Source organism: Streptomyces sp. NPDC058308, assembly GCF_042880275.1.
Classification (GTDB): Bacteria; Actinomycetota; Actinomycetes; order Streptomycetales; family Streptomycetaceae; genus Streptomyces.
Map to the genome: position 1 here is coordinate 21,018 of NZ_JBHVZA010000001.1, position 22,051 is coordinate 43,068.

Here is a 22,051-nt window from a genome sequence, read left to right on the forward strand (position 1 = left end):
GATTCCTCCTGGCCCCTGGGCAGGCCTCCGGGCGGGGCTACTGGGCCGTTGCGGGGGCGATGGCGTCTTCCGGGGCGGCCTGCTCCGCGGGGAGGCTGTCCATGAACGAGCTGACCGAGAAGACCGCGTTGCCGGGACCCGCAGGCCCGTAACCGGGCGGCGACGTCAGGCCGTTGGCCTCCATCGTCGCGCGGTACGCCTCAAGGAGACGCACGTGGTACTCCAGCGGCGCGCCCTGCGGGTTCGCCTTGCCGAGCGGGGTCGTCGGCTCCGGGCACCAGGTGGTGAAGCGGGGTGTGATGCCGCGCGACATGAAGTACTGCAGGCCCTCGACGGTGGAGTCGATGGCCTCGTCGACGGTCTTGAAGCCGAACGGCTCCGCCATCTCGACGCCCGCCACGAAGTTCGGGATCACGTTGCGCGGCCCGAAGACGTCGGCGGAGTCCAGGATGCGGCGGTGCCACTCGTCACGGCCCACGTAGCGCTCCTTGCCGGGGCAGTAGCGCTCGAACAGGTACGGGTCCCACACTTCGTAGTTCGGGTGGTAGATCCGCACGCCGTAGTCGTGGAAGCGCTGCACGTCCGCCTTGGGCAGCGCCTGGGCGACGACCTTGCCGATCCAGCGGCCGGGGAAGCGCTCCTCGATGGCCTTCGCGTACTGGCCGTAGAAGTCAGCCTCGTCCTTGCCGCCGATCTGCGAGGTGATGGCGCCGCCGGTGAGGGTGTAGGCGGTGGAGGACTTCGCGGTGTCGTACTTGTCGATGATCGCCAGCGCCTCCAGGACCTCCTCGACCGGCTTCACACCCGTGTAGGGGCGGCCCGCCGCCTTGTGCTGGCGCCAGTTGTGGTTGATGTCGCAGTACTGGCACTCCTCCTTGGCGCCGAAGTACTGGCAGACCCGGAAGACCGTCAGATAGATCAGGTAGCCCCACTGGATGGTGGGCGCCACCTCCATCACGGACTTGCCGTTCTCCAAGGTGTGCCGGTAGTAGTCCGGCATCGGCGGCAGGCCCACGTCGGAGATGCGGACGCCGTCCAGATAGAGGCCGAGGACGCCGTTGTCGTCGGCGGCCACGCGGTAGGGCGACGCCGGGTTCACGCGGACCGACACGACGGTGCGGCGCAGCTCGTAGGGGCCGCCGGTGAGGACGATCTCCTCCGGCGGGCGGCGCAGGGCGGCGGCGCCGAGCTCGGGGAGGGTGCCGTGGTCGAAGGAGAAGATGAAGTACGACTTCGGCTTGACGTCACCGCCCTCGTTGTCGCTGAGCGCCGACTCGTCGAAGGCGATGCCGCCGCGCAGCAGATCCTCCTTGATCACGGCTTCCCGCGGCACGTGCGGGAACCGCTCCATGAGTGACTCGATGAGCTGGGTACGGCTCTCGCTGCGGCTTGGCATGGGCCGGGCACCTCGGATCCTGTCGATCGATCTGTTCCGTCCACGCTAATACCCGCCCGATCCGTTCCGGATCCGACTCCGGTCGCAGGGCGCCTCCGCCGCAGGTCTATGCTACGGGCCGGTACCGGGCCGGTACGATCTCCGGCATGCCGCCCGCCGACCCCCACATACCCGCCCCGAAAAGCGGAAACGGGTCACGCGCCGAAACCCCACGAACTAGAATGAACACTTCCGCAGCGGGCAGCGGGCAGCGGGCAGCGGGCAGCGGGCAGCGGGCAGCGGGCAGCGGGCAGCGTCACGTCGGCTCGCGCCGCACGCCAAGGCTCCCTCCGGCGCCGAGAAGCGCGTCCTCTTCGCCGCCCGGTCGGCGACCGCCCTGCACCGGCTCCTGGACGTCCTCCCCGTCTTCGCGGGCGACGACCGCATCCGCCGCCGCTTCACTCTCGTACCCGGCTCCGACTTCGGCAACGACGCCCTCGCGGCCGTCGAGCGGGCGGGCGGCCGCACCGTCCCCTGGGCCGAGGCCCTCGCCCGCCCCCACGATCTGATCCTGGCGGCCAGCCCCAAGGGCGGCCTCGCCGACCTGCGCGGACCACGCGTCCTGCTGCCGCACGGCGCCGGCTACAACAAGGCCTTCGCCGCTCCGGACGGTCCCGGCGACTCCGCCTCCGGCATGGACCCCGCGCTCCTGATGCCGGGCGGGCACCCCTTGGCCCGCCTCCACGCCCTGGCCCACCCCTCCCAGCTCACCCGCCTCACCGCCGAGTGCCCGCCGGCGGCCGCGCGCGCGACCGTGACCGGCGACCCCACGCTCGACCGCGTCCTCGCCTCCCTCCCCCTGCGCGAGCGCTACCGCCGCGCCCTGCGCACCCACGGCCGGACCCTGATCGTCCTCACCTCCACCTGGGGCCCGCACTCCCTGATCCGCCGCCACCCCCGGCTCCCCGCCCGCCTGGCCGCCGAGCTCCCCCACGACACGTACCAGATCGGACTCGTCCTGCACCCCAACGAGCACAGCAGGACAGGGCGGTTCGACCTCGCGCAGGACCTCGCGCCCGCCCTCGACGCGGGCCTGGTCCTTGCCCGCCCGTACGAGGAGTGGGCGGCGCTGCTCATCGCCGCCGACGTGATCGTCACCGACCACGGCTCGGCGGCGCTGTACGCGGCCGCGGCCCGCGACACGCCGATGATCGCCGCGGGCGACGGCGGCGGCGAGCTGATCCCCGGCACTCCGATGGCCGAACTCCTCGCCCGGCTACCCGAGTTGGAGCGAATAGAGCAGCCGGCCACAGCCGACATCGAACGCGCCGTCGCCGGCCACACCCCCGGCGTCCCGGCCGCCTGCGCCGCGCGGGCTTTCGCCGCACGCGGCCAGGCCGTGCACCGGCTGCGTGAGGAGCTCTACCGGATCCTCGGCCTGGCCCCGCCCACCGATCCCCCCGGGCCGAACCTCCTGCCGGATCCCGCACCGCCCGCCCGCACCCCGGCGGCCTTCGCCGTACGGGTGGACCGGCGAGGACCGCACGTGCACATCGAGCGGCGGCCCGCCCGATCCACCGCCCCCGCGCATCACCTGGCCGCCGAGGCGGACAGGGCGTCGGACACCCAACTGCAGAGCGCCGGGCTCGTGTTCCGACGAGCCCGACGCCCCACCGCACCGCCCGCGCGGGGTGAGACCTGGACCGTCGAGGGGTGGACGCGCCATGTGCTTGCCGAGCACGGTGGCACGCGGACGGCCGCCGTCGTCCTGAGCGCCTCGCACTGCGTGCTGCGCCGGACCGGCGGCGCGCTCCTGTCCGTACGCATCGAGCCGCACCGGGACACGGACGGCCGGGTGCTGCGCTCCGATCCGGCGGCGGTGCTCTCCGGCGTGCACGCCTGGCTCGTGGGCCGCTCCGACGCGCCCGCGTACCCGGTGACCGTCCCCTGCGTCGTCGCGGGCCGCCTCCACCGCGCGACGCTCGCTCCGGCCACCCCGGAAGAGGGCCTGCGGGAGTTCTAGAGCAGGAACGGCGAACGGCGCCTACTGCAGCAGCTTCGCCACGACGCGCGCGGCCCACCGGGTCCCCGCGGCGAGGCCGCGCCACCCGTGATTCCGCCCGTGATTCCGGCCGCGGTGCAGGCTTCGGTCGGCCCAGACGCCGGGTTTCGGGCGGTCCAGACATCGGGCTTCGGTCAGACCAGGCGTCGGGTTTCGGTCAGTCCAGGCCGCCGCCGCACTCCCGCACCGCCCGTGCCGCGGTCCGGAAATCCGCCGCCCCCGCCGCGTCCCCGGTCTCCTCGGCCAGTTCGGCCAACGCGTCCAGGACCCGCAGTTCCTCACGTACGGATTCGTCGAGGCGAGCCTGCGCCAGCGCCTCGTCGTAGAGACCCCTGGCCTCCACGGGCCGCCCGAGGCGCCGCAGCACCCGGGCGAGCGCGAAGCCGGTCCGGGCGGTCAGCCGGGCCCGCCCCAGCTCCACCGCCCGCGCGTGTGCGTCCGTCAACAGCCGTTCCGCGTCGTCGAGTTCACCGAGCTCCGTGCGGGCCTTGCCGAGGAGATACGTCTGCAGCATGGCGCCGTAGGCATTGCCGATCTCCGTGTGGATGCGCGCGGACGTCTCGAACTCCGCCGCCGCTGCCGCCCACTCGCCACGGGCCGCGCCGAGCAGTCCCCGGAACTCGATGACCGAGGCACGCAGCTTCCTCTCCCGGGGCTCGTCGCCGAGGGCCTCCGCGCCCGCTGCCGCGAGTCGCAGCTCGGTTTCGGCGTCCTCGTACCGCCCCCGCTCCCACAGCGGACGCGCGAGCTGGCAGCGCATGCGGACCAGCGCGGCGAGCGGACGCCCGGCGCGCAGCGCGGCGTCGCGTCCCACGCCGAACGTCTCGATGACCTGAGTGAGGCGGGGGTGGTCGAGGTAGTGCGTCCACAGGGGTTCGCAGAGCGCCCAGGCCTCGTCGTCGAGCCCGTGCGCGTGGGCGACGCGCACGCAGTCGTGCAGCACCAGCCGTTGGGCCTCCAGCCAGTGCAGCGCCTTCGCCTTCCGCCGCTCGTCCCCGTCGGCGGAGGTGATGCCGAAGCCTGCGTCGGGGGTGTCCGGGAGGGCCGGGACCGGCTCGGCGAAGGTCATGCGCGGCCCGGCGCGCAGGGCGTCGGCGCGCTGGGCCTGGCGGAGGTACCAACGGACGACGCGCCGCCTGCCCTCGTCCGCCTCGGCCCCTCCGTCGTTCCGGCGCGCCCGGTCGGCGCGGCGCACCGCGTGGGCGCGCAGCAGGTCGTGCAGGCGCAGCCGTCCATCCCGCCCACGGGCCAGGAGGCTCGCCCGCGCGAGCTCGTCGAGCGCGTCCTCGGCCTCGTCCTCTCCCCTGCCGAGCAGCGCGGTGACCGCTTCGGGGTCGATCCAGGGGCCGGGGTGCTCGACGAGGAGCCGGTAGAGCGTGGCGGCGCCGGGGGTCAGGTCCTGGTAGGCGGCATCCCATACGGCTTCCACCGTGGGAACTCCCTTCGCGTCGAGCTCGGCGGCGAGTTGGGCGGTCAGCCGGGCGAGTCTGCGGGTGCGGTGCTTGCGGAGCCATTCGGCGGCCACGTGGAGGGCGGCGGGCAGGCCACCGCAGATCCGGGCGAGTTCGGCGGCGGACGCGGGGTCCGCGGCGAGCCGGGGGTCGTCGACGATCCGGCTCAACAGCCTTTCGGCGTACGGCTCTTCGAGCGGGTCGACCGGAAGTTCCAGATCCACTCCGCCCTCGACGTCGTACAGCGTCTGCCTGCTGGCGGCCACGACGACGCTCTCGGCGGACGAGGGAAGCAGCTGGGTGATCTCGGTGCCGGAGCGGGCGTTGTCGAGGAGGAGGACGAGGCGGCGTTTGCCGGTCTGCTCCCAGTACTGCCTGCGGCGCCGTGCCGTCGAGCCCTCCAGGAGGTCGGTCACGCCGAAGGAGCGGAGCAACTCACCGAGGACGTCGGCCAGGTCGGCCCCGCCGTCGGGACGGTGGTCGTCGAGGTCCACGTACCGCACCACGTAGTCACCGTCGTGGGCGAGGCGGTGGGCCAGGTGCACGGCGAGTGCCGTCTTGCCGACGCCGTGCACGCCGGTGACCGAGACGACGAGGGGACGCCCGGCCGCCCGGGGGCGGGCGACGGCGCCAAGCACGCGCGAGCGCTGGTCGTCGCGGTCCTCGAAGTGCCGGACGTCGGGCGGCATCTGATGCAGCAGTACCCCGTCGTCGGAGCCGCTGTACAGGTTCCGGAGCTCGACGTGCCCCGCCTGGACCACCGTCCCGATCCGTGCCTGCCCGCCCACGCTGTTCCGCGTCTGTTCGTCCACGGCCCAACTCTAGGCGGACGTACGGACGTACGGGCCAGGCCTCGTTGGCGTCCGGGCCCCCGTGTAGTGCGTACGCACCAGACCACGTGCGCGGCTGGTCCGGGCGCACCAGGGGAAGACGGGGTCGGGGAACGATGCCCGGCGGGGCGCCGGAAGGGACTGTTGGAGGTGCGCGGATCTCGCGTGTTTCCCCTTCCCAGCGGTGTCTGGCCTAGCGGTGTCTGGAGTGATCCACAGATGGCGACAATTCTTTACCGGATCGGGCGGTGGGCCTTCCGGCGGCGGCGGCTCGTGGGGGGCCTGTGGCTCGGGGCCCTGCTCCTTGCCGTCGTCGCCGCCGCCGTCGCGCCGGCCGGGGAGGAAGAGGACCTCTCCATGCCCGGCACCGAGTCGCAGAAGGCGTTCGACCTCCTTGACGAACGCTTCCCGCAGAGCAACTCCCAGGGCGCCGAGGCCCGTCTGGTGTTCCGGGCCCCCGACGGGCAGCTGGTGACGGCCAGGGAGAACAGGGCAGCCGTCGACGAGACGGTCGGCTCGCTGGACGGGGGCGATCAGGTCGCGTCGGCCACCGACCCGTACGAGAGCGGCGCCGTCAGCAAGGACGGCACCATCGCCTACTCGACGATCACCTACAGCGCGGACACCGTCGACCTGACCGGGCCGACGAAGAGCGCCCTCGAAGATGCCGCGAGCCGGGCCAGGGACGCGGGGCTGACCGTGGAGATCGGCGGCTCGGCCCTGGAGTCGGAGGAGGCTCCGGGCGGTACGACGGAGATCGTCGGCGTGGCGGTGGCGGCGGTCGTCCTCATCCTCGCCCTCGGGTCGCTGGTCGCGGCCGGCCTGTCGCTGCTGACCGCCTTCGTGGGCGTGGCCATCGCCTTCGGCCTCGTCTCCGCCCTCACCGTGCCGCTGGGCCTGACGTCCACCGTCGTCATCCTCGCGCTGATGCTGGGTCTTGCGGTCGGCATCGACTACGCGCTCTTCATCACCTCCCGCTTCCGCGACGAACGCGCCCGGGGCCGCGCGCCGGAGGAGGCCGCGGGCCGGGCGGTGGGCACGGCCGGATCCGCCGTCGTCTTCGCCGGGGCGACCGTCTTCATCGCCCTGGTCGGTCTCGGCGTCGTCGGAATCCCCGAACTCACCAGGATGGGGATGGGCGGCGCGGGCGCCGTGGCCCTCGCCGTACTCGTCGCACTGACCCTGGTTCCCGCGCTGTTCGGCTTCTTCGGCCATCGCGTTCTGTCCCGCGCCGTCCGCAAGGCGGCCCGGCCGGGAGGCGCGCGCCCGGCACCCACCGCCGCTGCCCGCCCTGGACTCGGCACCCGCTGGGCGCGATTCGTGCTGCGTCGGCCCGTGGCGGTCCTTGTGACGGCCGTGGTCGGCCTCGGCGCCGTCGCCCTGCCGGCGCTGAGCCTCGAACTCGGCCTGCCCGGCGACGAGTCCAAGTCGGTGAAGACCACCGAGCGCCGCGCCTACGACCTGCTGTCGGAAGGCTTCGGCCCCGGCTTCAACGGCCCGTTGACCGTGGTCGTGGACACGTCCTCGCAGTCCGGGGACGCCCGCGCCACCACCGACCGGGTCGTCAGGACCGTACGAGGAGTGGACGGGGTCGCGTCGGTCGGTGACCCGGTGCTCAGCCGCGCCAAGGACACGGCCGTCCTCACCGCCGTCCCGCGGACCGCGCCGAACAGCGGCGAGACGAAGGACCTGGTGCACGCGATCCGGGGCGCGGTCTCCGGCCTCGAGGCCGAGACCGGCGCCGGGATCCTGGTCACCGGCACCACCGCGATGAACATCGACATCTCCGAAGCGATGTCCGACGCCCTCCTCCCCTATCTGACCGTGGTCATCGGCCTGGCGGTGCTCCTGCTGATGGTGGTCTTCCGCTCGGTCCTGGTCCCGGTGAAGGCGGCCCTCGGCTTCCTGCTGTCGGTGGGCGCAGCCTTCGGCGTCCTCGTCGCCGTCTTCCAGTGGGGCTGGGGGGCCGACCTGATCGGCATCGAGCAGACGGGACCGGTCATGTCCCTGATGCCGATCCTCGTCGTCGGCATCGTCTTCGGCCTCGCCATGGACTACGAGGTCTTCCTCCTCAGCCGGATGCGGGAGACCTACGTCCATGGCGCGTCCCCCGGCGAGGCGATCGTCGCCGGTTTCCGGCACAGCGGACGCGTGGTGGCCGCGGCGGCGGTCATCATGATTAGCGTGTTCGCCGGATTCATCGGCATGAGCAACCCGACCATCCAGACGATGGGCGTCGGCCTGGCCGCCGCCGTCGCCTTCGACGCCTTCGTGGTCCGGATGGCGATCGCCCCCGCCGTCCTGGCCCTCCTCGGCCACCGGGCCTGGTGGCTGCCTCGTATCCTGAACCGTGTGCTGCCGAACGTGGACATCGAGGGTGAAGCGCTGAACCGGCATACCTCCGCCCCCGCCGCCGAATTGGGCGCGGCAGCGTCGCAGCGCCCCGTGGGCCGGAGCTGAGCCGGCCATGACGAGCATGAGGACGGGTGGCGGCCCGCGACCGCGCGGCACGTGGTGGCGAGAAGGAGCGGTGACGGCGGCGGCGTTCGCGCTCTGTCTGCTCGGCGGCGTGCTGCGGGACGATGACGGCGCGCTGTCACCGCCCTCCGCCGCCGCCTGCTTCATCGCCGTGGTGTCCTGTGCCGTGCTGCCGGTGCGGCACAGGGCGCCCCTGGCCGCCATGGCGGTCACGACCGCGAGCGGCGTGCTGGTGCCGCCCCTGGGCCTCATGCTGAGCCCGCTCATCGTGGCCCCCGCCGTGATCACCGCCTACTCCTACTCACTCACCGTGCGCAACGAACGGCGCGCGGCGAGCGCGGTGTTGGTCATCTCCGCCGCGCTCCTCCTTGCCTCCACTCCCTTGTTCGGGGCCCTCTCGTGGAAGGACGCGACCAGGGTGGGAGCGGTGGCGGCGTTCCCGCTGGTGGCCGGTGTACTCGGTCGCTCGGTGCAGAACCGCCGGGCCTACCTGGTGGCCATGGAGGAGCGGGCCCGGCAGGCCGAGCAGAGCCGGGACAGCGAGGCGCGCCGGAGAGTGGCCGAGGAACGGGTGCGCATCGCCCGGGAACTGCACGACCTCGTGGCCCATCAGATCACCCTGGCCAACGCGCAGGCCACGGTCGCCGCCCACCTCTTCGACACCCGCCCGGAGCAGACCCGCAAGAGCCTGAACGAACTCGTCGAGACCACCGGCGACGCGCTCGACGACCTGCGGGCCACGGTCGGCCTGCTGCGCCAGTCCGGAGACGCGGCCGCACCCGCCGAACCGGCGCCCGGCCTGTCCCGGCTGCCCGCGCTCCTGGAGTCCTTCCGCCGCGCGGGCCTTGAGGTGTCGGTGCGACAGGAGGGCGCGGCCAGGCCGCTGCCGCCGGGGGTGGACCTCACCGCCTACCGCATCGTCCAGGAGGCCCTGACCAACGTGACCAAGCACGCCGGCACCGGCAGCGCCCGGGTGCGCCTCGACTGGCACCGGGACCGCGTGACCGTCACCGTCGCCGATGACGGAGGAAGCGCCCGTACGGTGCCGACCGCGCCCACGGGGCCGGACCGTCCGCCCGGTTACGGTCTCATCGGCATGCGGGAGCGTGCCACCGCGGTCGGGGGACAGCTCTCCGCGGCCAGACGCCCGGAAGGCGGCTTCCTCGTCTCCGCCCGGCTGCCCTTTCCGCCCGCCAAGGGCGCAGCGACCCAGGTAGACGGGACAACAGGCCTTTCATGGAAGCTTGCTGACGAAACGACAGGTGACATACGCGCAGCCGACACAGAGGCCGGAGGTGCGCCGTGACGCTCCGGGTGCTGCTCGCCGACGATCAGGCGCTGCTGCGCGGTGCCTTCCGGCTGCTTCTCGACAGCGCCGACGACATCACCGTGGTCGGTGAGGCCGCCGACGGCAGGGAGGCGGTCGGCCTCACCCGGGAACTGCGCCCGGACGTGGTCGTCATGGACATCCGGATGCCCGATGTGGACGGTCTCACCGCCACGTCGGAGATCTGCGCGGACCCCGAACTGCGGGCCACGCGCATCCTGATCCTCACCACGTACGAGACCGACGAGTACGTCGCGCAGGCGCTGCGCGCGGGCGCCGGCGGATTCATCGGCAAGGGCATCGGGGCCGAGGGCCTGCTCGACGCCGTACGGACGATCGCCGAGGGCGACCACCTCCTGTCCCCCGCCGCGACCCGCTCCCTGGTCGCCCGGTTCCTGGCCACACCGGACGGCGCTCCGCCGCACCGCCCCGAACAGCTCGACGTACTCACCCCGCGCGAACGCGAGATGGTGGCTCTGGTCGCGACCGGCCTGTCCAACCAGGAGATCGCCGAGCGGATGTTCCTCAGCCCCTTCACCGTCCGCGCCCACGTGCAGCGGGCCATGACGAAGCTGGCGGCCCGTGACCGGGCGCAACTCGTCGTCATCGCCTACCGGACGGGCCTGGCCCACGCCGCCCCCGAGAGCGGCGCCGACCGCCTTTCGTAGCTCGCCCGTCACAGTTCGCCTGTTGCGGGCCGCCCGGCGCGGCGCGTCCATGCGGCACACCCATCAAGCAGGTCCACACACCTGCCTGTCATCCACACAGATCATCCACACAGAAGAGGACATCATGTCCGAAACGATGCTTTCGCCTGCCCGTATCGGGAGGCGGACGATCGGCGCTCTCGGCTTCCTGGCACTCGCCCTCGGCACCCTGCAGTCGGTCGTGGAGCCCGCACTCCCGCTGCTGCAGGGCGAGTTGGGGGTCAGCCCCGGAGAAGGGGCGCTGATCGGCAACACATTGCTCATCACCGGCGCGGTCGTCACGCCTGTCGCAGGAAAATTAGGCGACCGCTACGGCGGAAAACGGGTCCTTGTCCGACTGAGTGCCGTGGTCGCGGCCGGTGGTCTGCTGGCCGCTCTGGCGCCGAACCTGCCGGCGTTGCTGCTGGGTCAGGTGCTGCAGGGCGTCATGGTGGGCGTGTTGCCCCTCTCGTTCATCCTGGTGCGCAAGCACCTCTCGTCCAGCGCGTCGCAGGTGGCGATCGGGCTGGTCATGGCGCTGTTCACGGGTGGTGGCATCGTGGGCACGCTGATTGCCGGGCCGATCGCGGAAGGGCTGTCCTGGCACTGGATGTTCGCGCTGCCGACGATCGCGGTCGTCGCGACGACGGCGGCCGTGGCACGGCTGATGCCGGATGATCCACCCGTACCGTCGGGCGGCGGGATCGACTGGCCCGGTGTGGTGCTGCTGAGCGGCACGTTGCTCACGTTCATGATCGGGCTCGTGCGGGTGACGAACGGCCTGGCGCCGGGCGCGGCCGGTGCTCTCGCGGTGCTCGTGGTCGCCCTCGCGGCCGGGTGGGTCGTCGTCGAGCGCCGGGCGGCCTCGCCGATGGTCGATCTGCGCATGCTGGCGAAGCCCGCGATGTGGCATGCCTGCGTGCTCACGTTCGTCGTCACCACCAGTCTCGGGATGGTGCTCTTCCTGCTCCCGCAGCTGTTCGCGCTGTCGGCCGACGGGTACGGCTTCGGCCTCGGCACCACTGACATCGGCCTGCTGCTCCTGCCCGGCGCCATCGCCGGGTCGCTGAGCGATTCGGTCGGCGGGATCGCGGCGCGGCGTTTCGGTCCGCGTGCCGTGGTCGTCGCGGGCACCGTCGTCACCGCGGCCACTATGTTCGCCCTGTCGGCGCTGCACACCACGACCTGGCATCTTGTCCTCGCGAAGGTCTTCACCGCGTTCGCCGCGGGTGTCGGCACCACGGCGCTGCTTGCCGGTGCCGCCACGGCCGTCGAGACCAAGGACACCGGCATCGCCACCAGCCTGCTCGTGGTGACCCGCGTGATCGGCGTCGCCCTGGGCGTCCAGATCGGCGGCGCGATCCTCGACTCCGGCGCCGACCCGCTGACGGGCCTGCCGGACGAATCGGCCTTCGCGACGGGCTTCGCCCTCGCCGGCCTGGTCGCCGCGCTGTCCCTGCTTGCTGTCCGCATCACGAAAAAGGGAGCCCGAGCATGAAACCCACCGTTCTGATCTCCGGGGCCAGCATCGCCGGACCCGCCCTCGCATACTGGCTGCACCGGTACGGGTACGCGGTCACCGTCGTGGAGAAGGCGGGCGCGCTGCGCGACGGCGGCTATCCGATCGACATCCGCGGTACCGCGATCGAGGTGGTCCGGCGGATGGGGATACTGCCACGATTGCGCGACGCCCACGTCGACTCACGCCGCTGCACCTTCCTCGACGCCGACGGCAGCGAACTGACGTCGGTCGCCATACAGGCCCTCGTCGGCAGTGCCGAGGGGCAGGATCTGGAAGTGCGTCGCGGGAGTCTGGCCGCGATCCTCCACGCGAGCGTGCGTGACGACGTGGAGTTCCTGTTCGGCGACTCCATCGCCACCCTCGACCAGTCCGGGCCGGGCGGGCGAGGGGTCGACGTCACCTTTCACAGTGGGCAGCAGCGCACGTACGACCTGGTGGTCGGCGCCGACGGCATGCACTCCGCCACCCGCGCGTCGCTGTTCGGCCCCGAGGAACAGTTCCACCGCTACCTCGGATACTGCTTCGCCATCTTCACGATGCCGAACACCCTCGGGCTCTCCCGCGAAGTCATGATGTGGACCACTCCGGGGAGGGCCGCGGCCCTCTACGCCGTCGGGGACGACGACCAGCTGCACGTCTTCCTGAACTTCCACCGGCCGGAGCCACCCCTCGACGCCCTCCGCGACCCCGACGCCCAACGGGCTCTGGTCGCCGAGGTGTTCGCGGACGCCGGGTGGGAGGTCCCCCGCATGGTCGACGCCATGGGCGAGGCGGACGACCTGTTCTTCGACACGGCTGGCCAGATCCGCATGCCCCACTGGTCCAGCGGCCGCGTCGCACTCGTCGGCGACGCGGCGTACGCGCCCTCGTTCCTGACCGGACAAGGATCGAGCCTCGCGCTGGCCGGTGCGTACATGCTCGCCGGCGCCCTGGCCACGAACCCGGACCACACCGCCGCCTTCGCCGCTTACGAACGGGGCTTCCGCGAGTTCGTGGACATGAACCAGGCACTGGTCGACAGCGGCTCGGCCACGCTCTTCCCCACCACGGCGCGAGCCCTGGAGCGGCGCAACACCCTGCTGCGCGGCCTCGCCACCCTGCCCTCCGCACCGGCCCGGTCGGCCCACTCGGCTCTGACGCTGCCCCCGCCCGCCCGGATGAAGTGACCTCATGCCGGTGAAGGACGGCCCAGGGGAACCGCGACGCCGCTCGCCGCCGAGGCGTATCCGGCCGCGACGACGCGCAGGGTGCGCAGGCCGCCCTCGCCGTCGGCGACGGTCATGCCGCCCTTCTCGGGGCCGAACAGGAAGGCCCGCAGCATGAGTTCGTCGAGGTCGACGCCGAACGGCACCTCCGTGCCGTGGCCCCGGCGCTCGCTGAAGCCGTGCACCTTCTGGTCGAAGGCGTCCATCTCCAGGGTGGCCCGCTCTCCTACGACGGTGAGTTCGAGGCCACCCCAGGAGTGGTGCGAGCGGGGGTGGGACCAGCTGCAGTCGATGGTGGCGACGGCGCCGTTGGAATAGGTCACGCTGACCAGGCCGCTCGTCTCGGCGTCGACCTCACCGGCGTACAGGAGGTTGTTGGTCTGCGCGTACACCTCGACGGGCCGTGCCTCGCCGAAGAGGTCGTCGAGGAGGTCGGCTATGTGCACGGTGTGGTCCATCAGGGCGCCGCCGCCGGAGAGTTCGGGCTCGGCGAACCAGCGGCGGGCGCGCGTCGGCATGGCGCCGTTGTTCGCGCCCGACACCGTGAGGACCTGACCGGCCGCGCCCGAGGCGACGGCCGCCTTCACGGCGGCGTACGCCGGGCTAAAGCGCACCGGGAAGGCGACGGCGAGCCGTACCCCCGCGGCACGGCAGGCGGCGACCATCGCCTCGCCGTCCGCGACCGAGGCGGCCAGCGGCTTCTCACAGAGGACGGGCACGCCGTGCGCCGCGGCGCGCTCGACCAAGGGGCGGTGCCGGGCGTTCTCGGAGCAGACGATCACCGCGTCCGGGCCCCAGGCGAAGGCTTCCTCGTAGGTGTCGGCGTAGGCGGCCCCTGAGGCCTCCGCGACGGCACGGCCGCGTACCTCGCCGGAGGCCGCGAGGTCCGTGTCCGGGTCGCTGCCCAGGACCTCGACGCCGGGCATCCGGGCGAGGAGGCGCAGGTAGCCGGCGGCGTGGACGTGGGCGAACGACAGGACGGCGACCTTCATCGTGCTGCCTCCCCGATCTCGATGACACGGCCGGTGCGGCTGGACTCCGCCGCGGCCTCGGCGATCCGCACCGCTTCGACGCCGTCGCGGGCGCTCACCCGTGGTTCGGGCCCGCCGTCCGCCCAGGACGCGGCGAACTCACGGAGTTCGGTGAGGTAGGGGCTCTCGGTCATGGGGCTGGACGGAATGCCCTCATCGGCGGGCCGTACGCCCTGTGCGGTGATCCGGAAGCCCGGCGCGGCGGTGGAGTCGTGGTGCAGGAGGCCGTCGGCGCCCGCGACCCGGAACGTCGTGCGGAAGCGCTGGTCGGGCAGGCCCCACAGCCCGTTGATGTGGCTGACCGCGCCCGACGCGTGGGTCAGTACGGCGGTCGAGGTGACGACCTCGGGCGGGACGCCGGTGGCGTGTTCGACGCCGCGGGTCCGCGCGTGCACACGGACCACGTCGCCCGCGAGCCAGCGCGCGATGTCGATGTCGTGCACCATCAGGTCCAGGACGACGCCGCCGGACTGGGCCGGATCGCCGAACCACGGCGCCCACTGGGGCCGGGCCCCGCCGCGCGTGAAGCGGAGCACGGCGAGCTCGCCGAGGTCGCCGCGGACGACGGCCCGGCGCAGGGCCGCGTACGCCGGGAAGTAGCGCACCACATGGGCGGGGTGGAGCCGTACGCCCGCGGCGTCCGCGGCGTCCGCGATCTCCTCGGCGTCGCGGGCCGTGAGCGCGAGCGGCTTCTCGCAGACGACGTGCCGGCCCGCGGCGACGGCCGCGAGGGCGAGGGGCTTGTGGGTGGCGGTCGGGGTGCAGACGTCGACGGCGCTCGCGTTCGCGAGAACGTCGCCGAGGGAGTCGACGGCCCGGACGTCGTGCCCGAGCTCCGCGTACTCGGCGGCGAGCTTCTCCGCGGAGCTGTCGAGGGTGTACAGGCTCACCCGGGCGCCGAGCGCCAGCCAGCCGGGCAGATGGGCACGGGCGATACCGCCGGCGCCGAGCAGGCCGATGTGCAGCGGTGGCATGGGGAACGACTGCCTTTCCGTGGGGGGCGGGGGCGGTGTCAGCTCTTGGAGCCGGACAGGGCGACGCTCTGGACGAAGTGCCGCTGGAGGAAGACGTAGACGAGCAGCATCGGCAGGCTCGCGATGAGCGAACCGGCCATCATCACCGGGTAGTTGGTCTCGAACTGCCCTTCAAGGGAGGTCAGTCCGGCGCTGATCGGCATCTTCTGCGGGTCGGTGTTGACGATCAGCGGCCACAGCAGGTCGTTCCAGGACCACATGGCGGTGATGACGGCGAGGGCGGACAGTGCGGGCCGGATCAGCGGCAGCATGACCGACCAGAAGATACGGAAGGGCCCGGCGCCGTCGATGCGGGCGGCCTCCTCCAGCTCCTTGGGGAGCGTGAGGAAGAACTGGCGCAGCATGAAGGTGCCGAACGCGCTGAACATGCCGGGCAGGAAGAGCGCGGGGGCGGTGTTGAGCAGGCCGAGCCACTGGACGATGTCGTACTGCGGCAGGACGAGCAGCGAGCTCGGCACCATCAGGACGGAGAGGAAGAGCGCGAACAGCGCGTTGCGCCCGCGGAATTGCATGCGCGCGAAGGCATAGGCGGCGAGTGAGCAGAAGACGAGCTGGCCGAGGGTTCGCCCGACGGTGTTGATCAGGCTGTTGGTGAGCATCTCCCGGAACGGCAGGGCGGTGAAGACCTCTTCGAAGCTGTCCCAGTTCCAGGTGTCGGGCCAGAAGGTGGGCGGTACGCGTGAGGTCTCCGCGAGGGTCTTGAGCGCGGTGAGCAGCTGCCACAGGAAGGGGAAGACCATGATGAGCGCGCCGAAGGAGAGGGCGGCGTGGGTGGCGAGGGATCCGGCGTCGACGCGCCTGCGCTTTGGTGCGGCGTCAGTCTGCCGGGGCGGTTCGCCGGTGCGCTCGGGCACTGGCTCGGCGTGCTCAGGCATAGTGCACCCACCTCTTCTGGAGCCGGAATTGCAGGAAGGTCAGGCCGGCGATGACGAGCATGAGCAGGAAGGCGAGCGCGGCCGCTGCGCCCTGCGCGTTCTCCATGAACGCCCATTTGTAGAAGAGGCCGACGATCGACTGGGTGTCCCCGATCGCGGGGTTCTTCTCGGCCATCATGATGTAGATCAGGTCGAAGGTCTGCAGTGAATTGATCATGCAGATGACGGAGGCGAAGAAGATGGTGGGGCTGAGCAGCGGGAGGGTGATGGTGAAGAACCTGCGCAGCGCCCCGGCTCCGTCGAGTTCCGCGGCTTCGTAGTAGTCCTGCGGAATTCCCTTGATGCCCGCCATGAAGATGATCAAGTAGTAGCCGGTGGTCGACCAGACGATCACGGTGCCGATCGCGTAGACGGCCGTGGAGGGGTCCGATACCCAGTAGTGCCGGTCCACTCCGAACCAGCCGAGGATTTCGTTGAGAAGCCCGAAGTCGCCGTTGTAGAGCCAGTTCCAGACCAGGCCGACGGCGACGGGCAGCGTCACGAACGGCACGAAGTACAGGGCCCGATAGAGCGACACGCCGCGCAGCCCCCGCCTGTTCAGGAGCGAGGCCACGACGATCGCGATCGGCAGCGCGGCGAGTCCGATGAGGCTGTAGATCAGGGTGTTGCCGAGCGCCTGCCAGACGGTGACGTCCTTGACGACGCGGACGTAGTTGTCGGTGCCGACGAACGTATGGCCGCCGAACGCCCCGAATTCGGTGAAGCTGAAGTAGAACGTCTGCAGCAGCGGCCAGAAGTAGAAGACGGCGAAGCCGATGCCGAGCGGTGCGATGAACCAGTACGCGGCCTTCTGGTGACGGGACTTCGGGCGGGCGTCGGAGGCGGCGGCACGGCGCCCTGCCGATTTCGCGGCCGCCGTGGCGGGAAAGACACTCATGAGGCGCGCTCCTCCTTCAGGGCCCGGTCCATCTGCTCGCCCAGCGTGCGGGCGGCGCTCTCGATGCCGCCCTTTCCGCTGAACGCGGCGCCGAGTATCGGGTATTGGAGGTTCTCCCAGACCGCGGTGTTCTCGGAGCTCGGATACGGCACGGCGTACTTCTGCATCTCGATGAAATGCTTCAGGTCGAATTCCGGCATCGACGTGAGCCAGGCGTCCTGCGTTCCCTCGTACGAGGAGATGGTGACGCCCGCCTTCGCCTGGATCTCGGCCGCCGCACGGCCCGCCATGAAGTGCACGAACTTCCAGGCCGCCGCCTTCTTGTCACTCCTGGCTGAGATCACGTTGGCCAGGCCGTGGATGATGGTGGCCCTGCGACGGCCCTTGGGCAGCACGGCGATGCCGCCGTGGTCCTTGAGGGCGGGCACGGCGTACATCTGCCCGGCCATCGCGGACAGGTCGTAGTTCATGGCGACCTTCTCCGACCAGTAGCGGACCCGCCCGACGGACTCCGTCATCGCGCTCTGCGGCGGCGACCAGCCGCGGTCGACCATGTCGGTCAGGAAGCGCAGGCCCTCGACCGACCGCTCGTCACCGAAACCGGAGTGGCCGTCCTCGATGATGTAGCCGCCCGCGCCGCAGACGGCCGGATAGATCTTGCCCTGCCGGTCCATCTCGGCGGCGAACCCGTGCACGCGCTCGTGGGGATTGGTGAGCTCGGCGGCCGCGTCACGCACGTCGTCCCAGGTCCAGCTCGCGTCCGGGTACGTGATGCCCGCCCGGTCGAAGAGTTTCTTGTTGTACCAGAGGCCGATGGTGTCGAAGTCCTTGGGCAGGCCGTACTGCGTGCCGCGGTGGGCGTAGAGCTTCACCAGTGCTTCCGGGTGCCGGTCGACGGGCGTGGCATCGGCCTTGATGTGACCGGAGAGCGGTTCGAGGACGCCGCCCGACGCGTACAGCTGGAAGTTGACGGCGTTCATCCAGAACACGTCGGGGGCGGTGCCGCCGCGCATCGAGGTCTTGAGCGTCGTCCAGTAACTCGCCCACGGCGTCAGCTCGATGCGCACGGAGATCCGCGGGTTCTCCTTCTCGAACGCGGCGATGATCTTCTGCATGCCCGGCACCTGCGCCGGGTCCCACATGCCGTACGTGAGCGTCGTCCGGCCCCCGCCGCCCGAGCCGCCGCCCCCGTCGGAGCAGGCGGCGAGCAGGGGGGCCGCCAGCGCCCCGCCGAGCAGAGTCCTTCTGCGCATGTGCGCCTTCGCCTCCCAGGAAGTCGTCGGGCGCCGCCGCGGCCCGCCCCCGCATCGGGGCGCGCCTCAGGACGCCGTGTCCGCGAGCAGTTCCTCCTCCACGTGGTCGAGCGCCTTGCGTACGGCGCCGAGGGCGACGCCCCGCTCGCCGAGCGAGCTCAGCGCGATGCGCGGGACGTGCAGGGTCATGGGGTGCAGCCGCTCCTTGAGCAGCGGTACGAGGTGCCGGCCGACGGGGATCGCCCCGCCGGTCAGCACGACCAGTTCCGGGTCGACGGCGAGGGACAGGGCCGCGATGCCCGGTGCCAGGCGGTCCGCGAAGTCCCCGACGGCGGCCAGCGCCCGGGGGTCCGCGCGGTCCGCGGCGCGGGCGAGCGCGGCCACTTCGGACTCCCCGGCACGGCGCGCGCCCGGCCACCGCAGGGCTTCCTGTGCGCTGCCCATGCCGAGCAGCGGCAGCAGGCCGAGCTCGCCCGCGCCGCCGCGTCTGCCCCGGTGCAGCCGCCCGCCGATGGTGAAACCGCACGAGACGCGGTGCCCGGTGAGTACGCAGACAACGTCGGCCGCGAGGGTGGCGGCGCCCTGCCAGCGCTCGGCGAGGACGGCGAGGTTCACGTCGTTCTCGACGAGGGTGTGGCCGGGCCCGCCCTCCTCGATCAGCCTGCCGAGGTCGACGCCGGTCCACTCGGGCACCACCAGGGAGGTGACGACCCCGCCCGCGTCCACCACGCCGGGCACGCCCACGCAGCGGGCGAGGACAGCGGCGCGGCGCGGGGCGCGGGCGGCCAGGAAGGTCTCCATGCCGTGGCGGAGCAGGTCGAGGCGGGCGCCGCCGCCGAGCCCCGGGTCGATGTCACGGCGCTGGGCGGCCAGGACCGTGCCGCCGAGGTCGGCGAGGAGCAGGACCATCTTGTGCAGACCTATGTCGACGCCGAGCACGTGACCGGCCTCGGTGCGGAAGCGGAAACGGCGCGCGGGCCGTCCCGGCGTGCGCTCGCCCGGGTCCTCGGCGGACTCGCCGACGAGCCCGCGCTCGGCGAGCTCCTCGACGGCGGCTTCCACCGTGGGCCTGGACAGGCCGGTGCCCGCGGCGAGTTCGGCGAGGGTCCGCGGGCTGCGGCGGTGCAGGGCGCGCAGCACGACGGTGGTGTTGAGCCGCCTCAACGCGATCAAGTCGTGCCCACGCGCCGTGTTGTGCATCACTGCTTCACCCCGTATCCGGGCGACAGCAGCCCCGTTGACGGGCTGCGATGTCCACGGGCCCGTGGAATTGAAGAGGAGACTTGCATAACCGCGGCGGTCCGTGAACCCCTTCGACGGCACGCTTTTCGACGAGCCCGGCGTGGCGCGGGCGGCGGGCACCGGGGCGTGGGTGGCCGGCACCGGGGCGCGTGGGCGGCACCAGGGCGCGTGGGCAGCCGGTCGACGGACGTGGCCGGTTCGTGAAGATCCAGGTGGGGGTAGGTGCGACCGCCGTCGCCGGATGCGGCAGGATGACGTCCGCGCCGGGCCGGGTCTCCGGGCCGGCGTCATCGAACTCCCGGAATCGAGCAGGTAACACAAGGTGACGACACCTCACATACGCCGCGTGGCGGGGCAGTCGCCCAGTACGACGGAGTACTCGTCCCGTACGCACTCGTCCCGTACGACGAAACCCGCCCCCCGTACGACGGGAGCGAACCGATGAACCGTGCGCTGACACTGCACGACTGGATGGCCGCCGGGATCGCGGTGGCCGCCGGCGTGATGGCCGGGCTGCTGCTCCGCGCGCTGCTGCGGTGGCTGGGCGAACGGGCCAGCCGGACCCGGTGGAGCGGTGACGACGTCATCGTCGACGCCCTGCGCACCCTCGTCCCCTGCGCGGCCATCACCGCCGGGCTCGCCGCGGGCGCGGGCGCGCTGCCGCTCACGCCGCGCACCGGCCGCAACGTCACCATGACGCTGACGGCGCTGCTCATCATCGCGGCCACGCTCACGGCGGCCCGGATCGTGACCGGGCTGGTCAGGGCCGTGGCCCAGTCCCGCTCCGGCGTGGCGGGCTCGGCCACCATCTTCGTGAACATCACGCGGGTCGTGGTGCTCGCGATGGGCTTCCTCGTCGTCCTGCAGACCCTCGGCGTCTCCATCGCGCCGCTGCTCACCGCGCTCGGCGTCGGCGGTCTCGCGGTGGCCCTCGCCCTCCAGGACACGCTCGCCAACCTCTTCGCGGGCGTGCACATCCTGGCGGCGAAGACCGTGCAGCCCGGGGACTACATCCAGCTCAGCAGCGGGGAGGAGGGCTACGTCGTCGACATCAACTGGCGCAACACCGTGGTCCGTCAGCTCTCCAACAACCTCGTGATCATCCCCAACGCCAAGCTCGCCAGCACCAACATGACCAACTTCAGCCGCCCCGAGCAGGAGCTGTCGATCACGGTGCAGGTCGGGGTCAGCTACGACAGCGACCTGGAGCACGTCGAGCGCGTCACGACCGAGGTCGTCGACGAGGTGATGGCCGACATCACCGGAGCGGTCCCCGACCACGAGGCCGCCATCCGCTTCCACACCTTCGGCGACTCCCGGATCAGCTTCACGGTGATCCTCGGCGTCGGCGAGTTCAGCGACCAGTACCGGATCAAGCACGAGTTCATCAAGCGCCTGCACCAGCGCTACCGCGCCGAGGGCATCCGGGTCCCCGCCCCGGCGCGCACGGTGACCGTCCAGCAGGGCGAGCTGCCTCCGCCGCTCGGCATCCCGCACCAGCGCGACGCCTCGGTGTCCCAGCAGATCCACTGACGGAGTCACTGACAGAGCCACTGACGGGGCCGCTGACAGAGCCACTGGCGGCCGGGCGGGGTGCGGTCCGGACCGGCTGCGCCGAGTGGCCGACCGCTCGGTGGCGGCGCCCCGCACCGCGTGATCCACTCGCGGACATGGGGCACGACCACGGTCCGGCCGCGGCGACGGCGGGCGGCACGCTGAGCGGGACGTACCGCAACCGCCTGCTGTGGACCATCGGCATCAGCGCCACGATCACCGTCATCCAGGTGGTCGGCGCGCTCCTGTCCGGCAGCCTCGCCCTGCTCGCCGACGCCGCGCACAGCCTGACCGACGCGGTGGGTGTCGCGCTGGCCCTCGGGGCCATCACCCTGGCCCAGCGCGCGCCGACGCCGCGCCGCACCTTCGGCTTCTACCGGGTGGAGATCTTCTCCGCGGCCCTGAACGCGCTGCTCCTCGTCGCCATCTTCGTCTGGGTCCTGTGGTCGGCGATCGGCCGTTTCAGCGAGCCGGTGGAGGTCAAGGGCGGGCTCATGTTCGTGGTCGCGGTGGGCGGGCTCCTCGCCAATCTGGTGGGCCTGTGGCTGCTGCGGGACGCCAAGGAGAAGAGCCTCAATCTGCGCGGCGCGTACCTGGAGGTCCTGGGGGACGCGCTCGGCTCGGTCGCCGTGATCGTGGGAGGCCTGATCATCCTGCTCACCGGCTGGCAGGCCGCGGACCCGATCGCCTCGATCGTCATCGGCCTGCTGATCGTGCCGCGCGCGTACGGGCTGCTGCGGGACTCCGTGCACGTCCTGCTTGAGGCGACTCCGCAGGACGTCGACCTCGGCGAGGTGCGCAGGCATCTGATGGAGGAGCCGGGCGTGATCGCCGTGCACGATCTGCACGGCTGGACGGTCACCTCGGGAATGCCGGTGCTCACCGCCCACGTGGTGGTCACGGACGAGGCGCTCGCGGACGGATACGGGGCGCTCCTCGGCCGTCTGCAGGGGTGCGTAGGGGGCCACTTCGACGTGGCCCACTCGACGATCCAGCTGGAGCCCGAGGGGCATGTGGAGGACGGCGGGGCGCTGCACACGTAGGCGCGCCCCCCCCCCGTAGCCGCGCCCCCCGTAGCCGCGCCGTCGGCACCGCAACCCTCGGCACCGCGACCCCCGGCACCTCGACCTACCGACTGGCAACTTGCCGAAACGGCAACGATAGATGCCAGCCCGATCGAACTCCTCAT

The 22,051-nt window shown here is 71.9% G+C and carries 17 protein-coding genes; 8 read left to right on the forward strand and 9 right to left on the reverse strand.

Annotation, left to right across the window (positions count from 1 at the left end):
- Positions 1–37: 37 nt before the first annotated feature.
- Entirely contained in the window at positions 38–1,396 is a 1,359-nt protein-coding gene (locus tag ACFVYL_RS00095) for a radical SAM protein (RefSeq protein ID WP_389711998.1), read from the reverse strand.
- A gap of 295 nt (positions 1,397–1,691) precedes the next feature.
- Positions 1,692–2,009 carry a hypothetical protein gene (locus tag ACFVYL_RS00100; protein ID WP_389711999.1) on the reverse strand — a complete coding sequence of 106 codons (318 nt, stop codon included), beginning with the start codon at positions 2,007–2,009 and terminating at the stop codon, positions 1,692–1,694.
- Positions 2,010–2,069: 60 nt separating this feature from the next.
- On the opposite strand from ACFVYL_RS00100, the gene ACFVYL_RS00105 reads away from it, so the two are divergent.
- Positions 2,070–3,398, forward strand: a complete 1,329-nt coding sequence (locus ACFVYL_RS00105; RefSeq protein WP_389712000.1) for a translation initiation factor 2 — start codon at positions 2,070–2,072, stop codon at positions 3,396–3,398.
- Between the two features lie 196 nt (positions 3,399–3,594).
- Here ACFVYL_RS00105 and ACFVYL_RS00110 read toward each other — a convergent pair whose 3' ends face one another.
- Entirely contained in the window at positions 3,595–5,700 is a 2,106-nt protein-coding gene (locus ACFVYL_RS00110) for a tetratricopeptide repeat protein (protein WP_389712001.1), read from the reverse strand.
- 237 nt (positions 5,701–5,937) lie between these two features.
- On the opposite strand from ACFVYL_RS00110, the gene ACFVYL_RS00115 reads away from it, so the two are divergent.
- The 5 genes from ACFVYL_RS00115 (at position 5,938) to ACFVYL_RS00135 (ending at position 12,897) form a co-directional block, all read left to right on the forward strand.
- Positions 5,938–8,178 (forward strand): MMPL family transporter, encoded by a 2,241-nt coding sequence (locus tag ACFVYL_RS00115; protein ID WP_389712002.1) that lies wholly within the window; start codon positions 5,938–5,940, stop codon positions 8,176–8,178.
- A gap of 7 nt (positions 8,179–8,185) precedes the next feature.
- Positions 8,186–9,502: a sensor histidine kinase gene (locus ACFVYL_RS00120; RefSeq protein WP_389712003.1), complete on the forward strand. Its 1,317-nt coding sequence runs from the start codon at positions 8,186–8,188 to the stop codon at positions 9,500–9,502.
- Positions 9,499–10,191: a response regulator gene (locus tag ACFVYL_RS00125; protein WP_389712004.1), complete on the forward strand. Its 693-nt coding sequence runs from the start codon at positions 9,499–9,501 to the stop codon at positions 10,189–10,191. The genes ACFVYL_RS00120 and ACFVYL_RS00125 overlap by 4 nt, the downstream gene beginning before the upstream one ends.
- Positions 10,192–10,315: 124 nt before the next feature.
- Positions 10,316–11,707, forward strand: a complete 1,392-nt coding sequence (locus ACFVYL_RS00130; RefSeq protein WP_389712423.1) for an MFS transporter — start codon at positions 10,316–10,318, stop codon at positions 11,705–11,707.
- Positions 11,704–12,897, forward strand: a complete 1,194-nt coding sequence (locus ACFVYL_RS00135; protein WP_389712005.1) for an FAD-dependent monooxygenase — start codon at positions 11,704–11,706, stop codon at positions 12,895–12,897. The genes ACFVYL_RS00130 and ACFVYL_RS00135 overlap by 4 nt, the downstream gene beginning before the upstream one ends.
- A 2-nt stretch (positions 12,898–12,899) precedes the next feature.
- Here ACFVYL_RS00135 and ACFVYL_RS00140 read toward each other — a convergent pair whose 3' ends face one another.
- The 6 genes from ACFVYL_RS00140 to ACFVYL_RS00165 all read right to left on the reverse strand — a co-directional run bounded on the left by ACFVYL_RS00140 (position 12,900) and on the right by ACFVYL_RS00165 (position 19,266).
- Positions 12,900–13,928: a Gfo/Idh/MocA family protein gene (locus ACFVYL_RS00140; RefSeq protein WP_389712006.1), complete on the reverse strand. Its 1,029-nt coding sequence runs from the start codon at positions 13,926–13,928 to the stop codon at positions 12,900–12,902.
- Positions 13,925–14,941 carry a Gfo/Idh/MocA family protein gene (locus ACFVYL_RS00145; protein ID WP_389712007.1) on the reverse strand — a complete coding sequence of 339 codons (1,017 nt, stop codon included), beginning with the start codon at positions 14,939–14,941 and terminating at the stop codon, positions 13,925–13,927. The genes ACFVYL_RS00140 and ACFVYL_RS00145 overlap by 4 nt, the downstream gene beginning before the upstream one ends.
- Positions 14,942–14,979: 38 nt before the next feature.
- Positions 14,980–15,876, reverse strand: a complete 897-nt coding sequence (locus tag ACFVYL_RS00150) for a carbohydrate ABC transporter permease (protein WP_389712008.1) — start codon at positions 15,874–15,876, stop codon at positions 14,980–14,982.
- Positions 15,869–16,813, reverse strand: a complete 945-nt coding sequence (locus ACFVYL_RS00155; protein ID WP_389712009.1) for a carbohydrate ABC transporter permease — start codon at positions 16,811–16,813, stop codon at positions 15,869–15,871. The genes ACFVYL_RS00150 and ACFVYL_RS00155 overlap by 8 nt, the downstream gene beginning before the upstream one ends.
- Positions 16,810–18,066 carry an ABC transporter substrate-binding protein gene (locus ACFVYL_RS00160; protein ID WP_389712010.1) on the reverse strand — a complete coding sequence of 419 codons (1,257 nt, stop codon included), beginning with the start codon at positions 18,064–18,066 and terminating at the stop codon, positions 16,810–16,812. Before ACFVYL_RS00160 ends, ACFVYL_RS00155 begins: the two co-directional genes overlap by 4 nt.
- A gap of 66 nt (positions 18,067–18,132) precedes the next feature.
- On the reverse strand, positions 18,133–19,266 hold the full coding sequence (locus ACFVYL_RS00165; protein ID WP_389712011.1) for an ROK family transcriptional regulator: 1,134 nt from the start codon (positions 19,264–19,266) through the stop codon (positions 18,133–18,135).
- A gap of 483 nt (positions 19,267–19,749) precedes the next feature.
- Between ACFVYL_RS00165 and ACFVYL_RS00170 the strand changes: the two genes are divergently transcribed.
- Both ACFVYL_RS00170 and ACFVYL_RS00175 read left to right on the forward strand, forming a co-directional pair.
- Positions 19,750–20,841, forward strand: a complete 1,092-nt coding sequence (locus ACFVYL_RS00170) for a mechanosensitive ion channel family protein (protein ID WP_389712012.1) — start codon at positions 19,750–19,752, stop codon at positions 20,839–20,841.
- 137 nt (positions 20,842–20,978) lie between these two features.
- A complete protein-coding gene (locus ACFVYL_RS00175; protein ID WP_389712013.1) occupies positions 20,979–21,905 on the forward strand; it encodes a cation diffusion facilitator family transporter in 927 nt (308 codons plus the stop codon).
- Positions 21,906–22,051 lie beyond the last annotated feature (146 nt).